Source organism: Mesorhizobium sp. M7A.F.Ca.ET.027.02.1.1, from assembly GCF_004022985.1.
GTDB lineage: Bacteria > Pseudomonadota > Alphaproteobacteria > Rhizobiales > Rhizobiaceae > Mesorhizobium.
The window spans coordinates 1-10,036 of record NZ_RZOL01000219.1; the positions used below are offsets into that span (position 1 = coordinate 1).

9 protein-coding genes are annotated in these 10,036 nt (G+C 63.9%); 6 read left to right on the forward strand and 3 right to left on the reverse strand.

What is annotated here, in order from left to right:
* Nucleotides 1–456, forward strand: a 456-nt coding sequence (gene eda, locus EN749_RS22040; protein WP_128363956.1) for a bifunctional 4-hydroxy-2-oxoglutarate aldolase/2-dehydro-3-deoxy-phosphogluconate aldolase, incomplete at its 5' end; no start/stop codon positions are given.
* Between the two features lie 73 nt (nt 457–529).
* Here eda and EN749_RS22045 read toward each other — a convergent pair.
* The 3 genes from EN749_RS22045 to EN749_RS22055 form a co-directional block, all read right to left on the reverse strand.
* Nucleotides 530–721, reverse strand: a complete 192-nt coding sequence (locus EN749_RS22045; protein WP_127272097.1) for a hypothetical protein — start codon at nt 719–721, stop codon at nt 530–532.
* A 165-nt stretch (nt 722–886) separates the two neighbouring features.
* Nucleotides 887–2,713 carry a DUF882 domain-containing protein gene (locus EN749_RS22050; RefSeq protein ID WP_128288439.1) on the reverse strand — a complete coding sequence of 609 codons (1,827 nt, stop codon included), beginning with the start codon at nt 2,711–2,713 and terminating at the stop codon, nt 887–889.
* Between the two features lie 403 nt (nt 2,714–3,116).
* Nucleotides 3,117–4,652, reverse strand: a complete 1,536-nt coding sequence (locus EN749_RS22055) for a sigma-54 dependent transcriptional regulator (RefSeq protein WP_128363957.1) — start codon at nt 4,650–4,652, stop codon at nt 3,117–3,119.
* A 177-nt stretch (nt 4,653–4,829) separates the two neighbouring features.
* Between EN749_RS22055 and EN749_RS22060 the strand changes: the two genes are divergently transcribed.
* The 5 genes from EN749_RS22060 to EN749_RS22080 form a co-directional block, all read left to right on the forward strand.
* Nucleotides 4,830–6,662: a M3 family oligoendopeptidase gene (locus EN749_RS22060; RefSeq protein WP_128363958.1), complete on the forward strand. Its 1,833-nt coding sequence runs from the start codon at nt 4,830–4,832 to the stop codon at nt 6,660–6,662.
* A gap of 361 nt (nt 6,663–7,023) precedes the next feature.
* Entirely contained in the window at nt 7,024–7,806 is a 783-nt protein-coding gene (locus tag EN749_RS22065; RefSeq protein ID WP_127809394.1) for a proton-conducting membrane transporter, read from the forward strand.
* Between the two features lie 179 nt (nt 7,807–7,985).
* A complete protein-coding gene (locus EN749_RS22070) occupies nt 7,986–9,131 on the forward strand; it encodes an aminodeoxychorismate synthase component I (protein ID WP_127398939.1) in 1,146 nt (381 codons plus the stop codon).
* Nucleotides 9,080–9,742: an aminotransferase class IV family protein gene (locus EN749_RS22075; RefSeq protein WP_127268299.1), complete on the forward strand. Its 663-nt coding sequence runs from the start codon at nt 9,080–9,082 to the stop codon at nt 9,740–9,742. Before EN749_RS22070 ends, EN749_RS22075 begins: the two co-directional genes overlap by 52 nt.
* A 12-nt stretch (nt 9,743–9,754) precedes the next feature.
* Nucleotides 9,755–10,036, forward strand: a 282-nt coding sequence (locus EN749_RS22080) for a heme-dependent oxidative N-demethylase subunit alpha family protein (RefSeq protein ID WP_128363959.1), incomplete at its 3' end; no start/stop codon positions are given.

A 10,036-nucleotide genomic window follows, 5' to 3' on the forward strand; every position in this document is an offset into this window, starting at 1 on the left:
GGGGAAGTCGAGGACGCCATCGTCGGCGCCGGCACCATTCTCGATGCCAGGCAGTTCGAAGAGGCGGCTGCCGCGGGCTCGCGCTTCATCGTCAGCCCCGGCATCACCCGCGAGCTTCTGTCGGCAGCCGCCGGCAGCGATGTTCCGTTGCTGCCCGGCGCCATCACGCCCGGCGAGATCATGGCTGCACGGGAAGCCGGCTTGCGCTTCCTGAAATTCTTCCCGGCCGAGCAGTCGGGCGGCATCGCTTCGCTGAAAGCCTTCGCCTCGCCGCTTGCCGATGTGAAATTCTGCCCGACCGGCGGCATCTCGGCCAAGAACGCGGCCGACTATCTCAGCCTGCCCAACGTGGTCTGCGTCGGCGGCTCCTGGGTGGCGCCCGATGACCTCGTCAAGGCCGGCAAGTGGGACGAGATCGAAGCCCTGGCGCGCGCGGCGAGCAAGCTTGCGAAATAAGGCCTCGGCCACGGCATGAAAAAACCCGGCCGACTAGCGTCGACCGGGTTTGCCAAATCGGCTCCGAACCGGATCAGCTGCAGACCCGGACCTTTTCAACCACCCTGTGGTGATGCTTCCAGCTTGTGACCACCTTGGTCCGGCAGTGCTTCTTCATGTGCATATGGTCATGAGTCTTGACGACAATGGTCTCGGCCTGCGTAGGGGCGATGGCCGCCGAAGCGGTTGCCAGTGCTATGACCGATGCCAATAGGATGTTCTTCATGGATCTCCCCGGGTTTGAACGAACCTATGTTAACCCGGGGAATAGGCCGACCGTTCCGGCTTCACGAGAAGTTCAGCCGCGCGTGACCGTGCAGGCTGGCCCGGTTCGCTGAACAGCAAAAAGCCGCGCTGGTTGCCCGGCGCGGCTTTGTCGATTGATTTGCCGTCATTTGGTCTGGAAGCGGGCTACCGACATGAACTTGACGGCGTTGCCGGTGAAGCGGTTGGCATCGGCCACCTGGCTGCTCGGCTGGAAGCCGGCCGTGTAGACCTCGCTCGGCGGCGTGTGCACGATGCTGTAGGCGTAGCCCGGCGCCGTCGTCGCGCTTGAAACGGTGGCGACATGCTCGCCGCTGGTCAATGCCCAGCGGGCGGCCTGCGGTGCGGCTGCAACCACCATGGCCTTGGGGCCTGGCTTCAGGTCGCGGGCGGTGGCTCTCGATTCCTTGCGGGTCGTCTTGACGCCGGCGCCGATCGCGGCGGCCGGATCGGAACCGACTGGGCGGGCAACGACAGCATCGCGCGGCGAAGCGGCGTTGGTGCCCGGATCGTTGAACGCCGAACGCGGCTCGGATCCGGACAAGGAAGCAAGCTGGTAATCGGCCGCACCGACCTGGGCATTGGCCTCGTCGAGCACGGCCTTGACCGCATCCGGCCTGGCCATCTCGGGCCGCGCCGTCGGCAGCACCGAGAACGCATCGGTCGCGGTCTTGCTTTGATCAGCCGTCTCGGCCAGCGCCATCAGCACATCCTTGCTGGGCGGCGCAGACAGAGCGGCCGGCAGCGAATTGTCGGGACGCCATGTCGGCAACGGTATGTTGTTGACCGCGACCTGGGCCGGATTAGCCGAAGCAGTTGCATCGGCCAAGCCGAAAGGAACGCTTGCCGGCGCATGCGCGGTCGCCACGGCCTGCTCGGTGGTGGCTGTCGCCTCCGCCATCGCAAAAGGAACATTCTCAGGCTGCTGAGCGCCGACATCGGCTTTCGGCCGCGGTGCGAAATCCGGCAGCGGAACGCTTCGGGCCGGCAATGCGGCGATGATCGTCTCCGGCGTGTCCTCTTCCGGCTCCGGAGCCTGCTGCTCGGCCACCTGCGGAATCTCGGCGCGCCGCGCATTCTCCGGCGCCACGATGGCAATGCCCGGGAGGTTGCTGGTCTTGGCTGCCGCTGCCGGCTTCAGGTTTCTCGCTTTGGGCGGAGGGGCGGCCGAAGCGGTCTGGACATCGGCGCTGTCGTCGGCCTCATCGTCGCCGCCGCCACCGAAGAAAGCCGACAGGAAGCCACCTGATTTCTTGCCGCTGCCGCCAGCACTGGCCATCTCGATGGCCGGCGAGCCTGAACCCTTGCGCGCCTTATAGGAGGCGAGCGCCTGCTCAAAGCCGGGCAGCGGCCTGCCGTCGCTCGGCACATGCAGCGTCTTGCCGTTGGGGAACAGGCTGACCAGTTCCTGCCGGCTGATACCGGGCCAATGGCGCACATTGCCGACATCCATGTGGACGAACGGCGAACCAGATGACGGATAGTAGCCGACGCCGCCGCCCTGCATCTTGAGACCGATGTTGCGCAGCTTCTTCAGCGGCACGCCGGGGATGTAGAAATCCATCGCCTTGCCGAGCATATGCTGGCTCTTCTCGGCGACGCCCCTGCTGCGGCCGCGCAGCATCGAGTTCGTCGACGGCGAGCGATAGCCGCAGATGACCTGGATGTAGTCCGTGGCGCCGGCTTCCCGATACGCTTCCCAGACCAGATCCAGCAGGCGCGGATCCATCTTGGTCGGCTCGTTGCGACGCCAGTCGCGCAAAATGATGTTGATCTTCCTGAGACCCTCGGGAACGTAGCGGCCGTTGCGCTTGTAGACGATCTCGGCCTTCTCATGGGTGTGGAGATGATAAAGCTTCAGCGACCGTGTTTCGGCGCTGGCTCCGCTCGCGGCCGCGGCAACAAAACCAAAAGCGACAACCAACACTGCCAGCCACTTCGGCCAGACGCTCAAATGATGGTGCCGCCTGTTTGTGTGTCGTTCGATTCTGTTCAAATCAAAAGGCCTTGCAGGCTGCCGTTTGTCCCCGGATTTGTCCAAACGGATGTGGCATTAGCACACCCGAATATCGATCCTAATGGTTAATCATCGCTTATTGAAGCCGAAATGCGGTAACACCGTGGCGATATCCCGTCAAAAATTGTTCACAAGGTTTCTTGGTAAACCGCTGGTTTAGATCAGATTTCCGCCTTCGGCCCGAACACGATCTGTTACCGTTAGCCTTAATGCGTGAACAGAGCTGTCCATGACACAGCCACAATGCCGCCGAACGGCGATACAAGGCCTGCTGTGGCATTGCAAGCTGGCGTCGGCCTTTGTGGCAAGCCGGATTCCGAAGCTCAGCCCGGCATCGCCCTTAGGAGGCGAGCCGGTCTACGCGGCCCGTCTCCGGATCGATGCCGTGTTCCTTGAGCTTGCGATAGAGCGTCGAGCGACCGATGCCGAGTCGGCGGGCGACTTCGCTCATCTGTCCGTTGTAGTGATCGATGGCAAGCTTGATCATCTCGAGTTCGACATCGGCCAGTGCCCGCACATTGCCGCGCTCGTCGAGCGCCCGCAACGTGCCGAAGCGAGGCTGCAGCCTTGCCGGCGGATCGAACGCGATTGCTGGGCCGCCCTCGCCGGGCAAGGCTTCGTCATCGCGCTCCTGCAAAGACTGGGAGGGCGCCGGCGCATCGCCGTCCATATCCAGGTTGACGGTGCCTTCCACTTGCGCCCGTATCTGCGGGAAGTCCTCGGCGGAAAGCACATCGCCTTCGCAAAGCACCGAGGCCCGGAAGACGGCATTTTCGAGCTGCCGGATGTTTCCAGGCCAGTCATAGGCCTGCAGCACGGCGAGCGCTGCCGCCGAAATACCTTGCAGGCGACGGTGCGGGTCGGCCGGCGCCACCTTCTCCATGAAATGGGTGACCAGATAGGGGATGTCGTCGCGGCGGTCGCGCAGCGGCGGCACGAAGATCGGATAGACGTTCAGCCGATAGAACAGATCCTCGCGGAACTTGCCGTCCTTGACCTGCTGCAGGAGGTTGCGGTGCGTCGCCGAAATCAGCCTGATGTCGACCCTGACGGTCGAGCGTCCGCCGACCGGATCGACCTCGCCGTCCTGGACCGCGCGCAACAGCTTGACCTGCACGTCGAGCGGCAGGTCGCCGATCTCGTCGAGAAACAGTGTGCCCGAATGCGCTTCGACGAACTTGCCCGTGTGCTTGTCGGTGGCGCCGGTGAACGAGCCCTTTTCATGGCCGAACAGGATCGATTCGACCAGATTGTCGGGGATAGCGCCGCAATTGACGGTGACGAAGGGTTTCGAGCGGCGGTCGCCACTGCCCTGGATGGCGCGCGCCACCAGTTCCTTGCCGACGCCGGACTCGCCCTCGATCAGGATCGGGATGTTGGATGCCGCCGCTTTCTGGCCAAGACGGATCACCCTCTCCATGGCCGGGCTGTGCGTAATCATGTCCTTGAAGGTCAGGAGGCCGCCGCGCCGGCGCGACGTGCGCTTGACCTCGCCCTCGACGGCCTCGACCTTGAGCGCATTGCCGATCGACGCCTGCAGCCTGTCGGGAGATGCCGGCTTGACGACGAAATCGAAGGCGCCATGACGCATCGCCGAAACCACGGTCTCGATGCCGCCCTGCGCGGTCTGCACGATGGCCGGCACGTTGATGTCGCGCTCGCGCATCGCCTTCAGCACGCCGATACCATCGAGACCGGGCATGACCAGATCGAGGATGACCACCGACACCTCGCGGGCGCCGGGTCCATCGAGGATATCGAGGGCGGCCGCGCCGCCGTCGACGACGATTGCGCTGTAGCCGAACCGCGTCACCGCCGCTTCGAGCAGCCGGCGTTGCACCGGATCGTCATCGACTATGAGTATGGAACCTGTCATGACTGATACGACTATGCCCGCCCGAGGAATCCTGCCCTGTGGACCATCTTGGCACAGGGTTCTAAATAAGGTTTCAAAAAACCCGGTGAATGAATTCCTTAGGATTTGACCGGCTTCTCGTTTCCCCTCGAACCTTGGCCACGGAAGGTGTCGGCAATGCATAAGGATTCTGGGCACATGGGTTCCGCACGGCGGCTGGCGGCGCCGGCGTCCGGTCAGGGCGCGGCCGAGTTGGGCGACCTGCCGGAATGGAACCTTGCCGACCTCTATGCCGGCATGGACGCGCCAGAACTGAAGCGCGACATCGCCAAGGCCGCCACTGACGCGGTCAGCTTCGAAAGCCGCTGGAAGGGCACGCTGGCCGCCGAGGCCGAGCGCGGCAGCGCCGGCAGGCTGGGCGAGGCGCTCGTCGCCTACGAAGCGCTGGAGGAACTGATCGGCCGCATCGTCTCCTATGCGGGTCTGGTTTATGCCGGAAACACCGCTGATTCCCAGCGCGCCAAGCTCTATGGTGACGTCCAGGAGAAGATGACCGACGCCAGCGCGCACCTTCTGTTCTTCGCGCTCGAACTCAACCTGATCGACGATGCGTCGATCGAAGGCGCGCTCGCCGGCGATCCCGCCTTCGGTCACTACCGGCCATGGGTGCTCGATCTGCGCAAGGACAAGCCCTACCAGCTTGAGGACCGCGTCGAGCAGCTCTTCCACGAAAAGTCGATCACCGGGCGCGGCGCCTGGAACCGCCTGTTCGACGAGACGATGACCGACCTTCGCTTCGACATCGACGGCGAGGAACTGACGCTGGAGCCGGCGCTGAACCGTTTGCAGGACGCCGACGGCGAGGTGCGCCGCCGGGCGTCCGAGGCGCTGGCCACGACCTTCCGCAAAAATTTGCGCACCTTCACGCTGATCACCAACACGCTGGCCAAGGACAAGGAGATATCCGACCGCTGGCGCGGCTTCGAGGACATCGCCGATTCACGCCATCTCGCCAACCGCGTCGAGCGCAGCGTGGTGGACGCCCTGGCTTCCGCCGTTCGCGATGCCTATCCGCGCCTGTCGCACCGCTATTACGCGATGAAGGCACGCTGGCTCGGCATGGAGGTGATGAACCACTGGGACCGCAACGCGCCGTTGCCGGATACGCCCCAGGCGATCATCGGCTGGGACGAGGCCAGGAACACCGTGCTGTCCGCCTATCAGCGCTTTTCGCCCGACATGGCCGAGATCGCGCGAACCTTCTTCGACCGCAACTGGATCGACGCGCCGGTGCGGCCCGGCAAGTCGCCTGGCGCCTTCGCGCATCCGACCGTGCCGTCGGCGCATCCCTATGTCCTGCTCAACTACATGGGCAAGCCGCGCGATGTGATGACGCTGGCGCACGAGCTTGGCCATGGGGTGCATCAGGTGCTGGCCGGCGGCCAGGGCGCACTGATGGCCTCGACGCCGCTGACGCTGGCCGAGACGGCATCGGTCTTCGGCGAGATGCTGACCTTCCGCTCGCTGCTCGACCAGACCACCGACCGGCGCGAGCGCAAGGCCATGCTCGCCCAGAAGGTCGAGGACATGATCAACACGGTCGTGCGCCAGATTGCCTTCTATGAATTCGAGCGCAAGGTGCATGCCGAACGCAAGAACGGCGAACTGACCTCCGACAGGCTCGGCCAGTTCTGGCTCGAAGTGCAGGCCGAAAGTCTGGGTCCCGCGATCAAGCTGCGCGAAGGCTACGAGGTGTTCTGGACCTACATCCCGCACTTCATCCATTCGCCCTTTTATGTCTATGCCTATGCTTTCGGCGACTGTCTGGTGAACTCGCTCTACGCGGTCTATCAGAACGCCGAACGCGGCTTTCAGGACAAGTATTTCGAAATGCTGCGCGCCGGCGGCACCAAACATCATTCCGAGCTTCTGGCGCCCTTCGGGCTCGACGCCACCGATCCCGCCTTCTGGCAGATCGGACTTGGCGTCGTCAGCGGCCTGATCGACGAGCTGGAAGCGCTCGACGCTTGAAACGCGTCCCTCAGGCATCGCTCTAACAGTTTAGCCGGAATGCATGTTGGGACAGCTCTACTATCACCCTAAATATCTGTTCTTGAAGTACTCTCCACCGAAGTTTTCCGATAGCTTTCCACAAGCTCTATGATAGCCTTCGCTCCAAGCTCAGCCGGAGCGCATGCGGATCGGCGAGGAGAAATCTCAGCCGGCCGTGTCGCTCAGGCGAACGCGACAACGGCCGTTGGCCATGGGCAAGCAAAGCCGATCGCCGCAGCTCGAACCGAAGCCGGCTGTTCTGCTTACCGCGGAACCACCAAGAGTAGTCCTTCGCCGAAGGTCATGACCCACGGCAGACGGATCTGACTGGAGAGAGACAATGGGCACTTTTTTCTACGTGGTCCTGGCGTTCCTGATAGGCGTGTTGGTCGGCTGGTTCCTTTGGGGGCGCCTGCGCGGTGAACTCGACAGCTTGCGCGGCGACCTAGACCGCACACGCAGCGAACGCGACAGGCTGCGCACCGACGGCGACCGCCTGACCGGCGAACTCGATGCATGCGGCAAGACCCGCGCCGACCTCGAGCGCCGGCTGCGTGAAGCGTCGGCCGCACCTGCCGCCGGAAGCAGCGCGGCAAAGCCGGCAAGCCAGGCGCCGGCGGCCCTGATGTCGACCCCCGCGACAGCCAAATCCGCCGCCACAAAGCCGGCGCCGGCCAAACCGGCCGCTGCGAAAGCGGTCCCTGGCAAGGCGGTCCCTGCCAAGCCGGCGGCGAAACCCGCCGCCACCAAAACCTCGGCTCCAGCCAAATCCGCGACGAGCAAACCTGCAACGAGCAAACCTGCAACAGCCAAGTCTGCAACAACCAAGTCTGCAACAGCCAAGCCAGCAGCCGGCCCAGCATCCGGAAAGCCCGACAATCTGCGCCGGCTGATCGGTATCGGTCCGGTCAACGAGAAGCTGCTCAAGGCGCAAGGCGTCACCAGCTTCGCGCAGATCGCGTCCTGGACCGCGGCCGATATCAAACGGATCGAGGACGTCATGAATTTCGACGGCCGCATCGCGCGCGAACGCTGGATCGAGCAGGCCAAGCTGATCGCAGCCGGCAACGAGAAGGAATTCGCCAAGCAGTTTCCAACAGCCGGAACCTCCAGCAACAGCTGATCGCCAGGCGAGACCTGAAGATTGCAAGCGGCGGCGCCATATCGGCGCCGCCGTTTTCTCTTGGTTCCTGAGTTGGCCCAAACGTCGGCTTTAAGAGGCAGCGTGCCGTTCCCTCGATTGCGCGCGGGCGGCACCCCATATAGAGCGGTTGATGCTTCATAGACCGCAGCACGAGTCCCATGTCCCTGCCCGCCGCAATTTTTCGCAATGACAAAAGCGCGCGCCAGCTCGTTTTCGACCGGCCGGCCGATGTCATCGTGGCGCACGAAGCAGGGGATTTCGGGCCGGCTCTGGAAGCAGCACAAGCCGCGCATGATGCAGGCAAATGGCTTGCCGGCTATTTCTCGTATGAGGCGGGCTACCTGCTCGAACCCAAGCTCGTTCCCCTGCTGCCGAACGGACGCCGCGCCCCACTCGTGTGCCTTGGGGTTTTCGATGCCCCGGTCGAAGAGGCGGTGCCGCCGCGCGACACCACGGCGACCAACGGCCCGATCTTCGACGCCCGTGCGACGTGGTCGCCCGAGGATTATGAAAAACGCTTCTCGCGGCTGCACCAGCACATCCGGCAAGGTGATTGCTACCAGGGCAATTTGACCTTTCCCGTGCATGCGCAATGGTCAGGCGAGCCGCTGGCCGCCTTCGATGCATTGACGGAACGTCAGCCGGTGAAATATGGCGCGCTGATCGCGCTCGGTGAACCCATCGTGCTGTCGCGCTCGCCCGAACTGTTCTTCGAGATCGACGCCGAGGGCATGATCGAGACGCATCCGATGAAGGGCACGGCGCCGCGCGGCGCGACCAAGGCCGAGGACGAACGGCAGAAGATCTTCCTGCGCAATGACGAGAAGAACCAGGCCGAAAACAGGATGATCGTCGATCTCCTTCGCAACGATATCTCGCTGATCAGCGAGGTCGGCACGCTGGACGTGCCGGCGCTGTTCCGCATCGAGACTTACCCGACCGTGCATCAGATGGTGAGCGACGTCAGGGCCAAACTGCTGCCGGGTCTCTCGATCCGCCAGATCTTCGCGGCGCTGTTTCCTTGCGGTTCGATCACCGGCGCGCCTAAGATCCGCGCCATGGAGATCCTGCGCGACCTGGAAGGCACGCCCCGCGACGCCTATTGCGGCGCCATAGGCTGGATCGCGCCCGGCGGCCCGATGCGCTTTTCCGTGGCGATCCGCACCATCTCGCTCTTTTCGGGCGGCGAGGCCGTCTACAATGTCGGAGGCGGCGTCGTCTTCGATTCGACGGCCCAGGAGGAGTATCAGGAGTGTCTGCTGAAAGCGCGCTTCGCGACGGGAACACCGCCGACTTTCAGTTGATCGAGACCATGCGCTGGGAACCCGGCCCGGGCTTCCTGCGCTTCGATCGCCATCTTGCGCGCCTCTATGGCTCGGCGGCGGAGCTCGGCTTCCGCTGTGCTCCAGGCAAGGTCGGCGAGGCACTGAGCAGCGCAGTCGGCGGTTCCGGCGTTGCCATGCGCACGCGGCTCGTCCTGTCGCACGATGGTGAGGTGGCGGCCTCGGCGCAGCCTTATGAACCGCTCGCCGCCGACAAGGTCTGGATGCTGCGGCTGGCGCGGACGAGGCTCGATTCGCACGACACGCTGCTGCGCCACAAGACCAGCCGGCGGCAGCTCTACACGCGTGCCCGCGCCGAACACCTCATCACCCAGGCCGACGAGGTGCTCATGGCCAACGAGCGCGGCGAGATCTGTGAAGGCACGATCACCAATGTCTTTGCCGATCTCGGCGACGGCGTGCTGGCCACGCCCCGGCTCGACTGCGGCCTGCTGCCTGGTGTATTGCGCGCGCAGCTTCTGGATGAAGGCCGCGCCCGCGAAGCGATCTACAGCTTGGACGATCTGAAATCCGCCAAGTCCCTGTTCGTCGGCAATTCGCTGCGCGGACTGATCCCCGCAAGACTGACCTGAAACAGGACGACTGTGCCCACTCACACACCCCCAGAGCATACGCTCCCCACCCACACGCCCTATGACGGCTCGTCGAAACTGTTCAGTATCGGGCTGAAGCCGCTCGATCCGGCGGACTGGATCGAGATCGACGGCCATCTGCTGCCGTATCTCGCCGAAAAGCACCGGCTCTATGCCGAAATCCCAGAGCGCGTTTTCGTCGAGGAGGACGGCACGCGCGATGCCCAGCAGGAAGTGCTCGACTTGCTCGCTGCGCATCTCCTGGAGAGGTTCCCCGAAACCCATCGGCTCGGC